We start from the raw sequence: 247 nt of genomic DNA on the forward strand, positions 1-247 counted from the left end.
GACATAGATAGCTTAATTGATGAGGCTGCAGTCGATACTGCAGATGACTCATTAGTTGAGGAAAGTGAAGACTTTGATTTAGACGACATAGATAGCTTAATTGATGAAGCAGCAGTTGATACTGCAGATGACTCATTAGTTGAGGAAAGTGACGACTTTGATTTAGACGACATAGATAGCTTAATTGATGAAGCAGCAGTTGATACTGCAAATGATTCATTAGTTGAGGAAAGTGACGACTTTGATT

At 37.7% G+C, this 247-nt stretch carries 1 protein-coding gene; it reads left to right on the plus strand.

The genetic code is table 11. The features are described 5' to 3' along the window. The coding region (locus tag AAEY87_RS14295) for a hypothetical protein (RefSeq protein WP_350657647.1) at nt 1–247 on the plus strand (247 nt) is incomplete at both ends.

The sequence above is a fragment of the Psychrobacter sp. S1-30-MNA-CIBAN-0213 genome, assembly GCF_040309845.1.
Taxonomy (GTDB): domain Bacteria; phylum Pseudomonadota; class Gammaproteobacteria; order Pseudomonadales; family Moraxellaceae; genus Psychrobacter.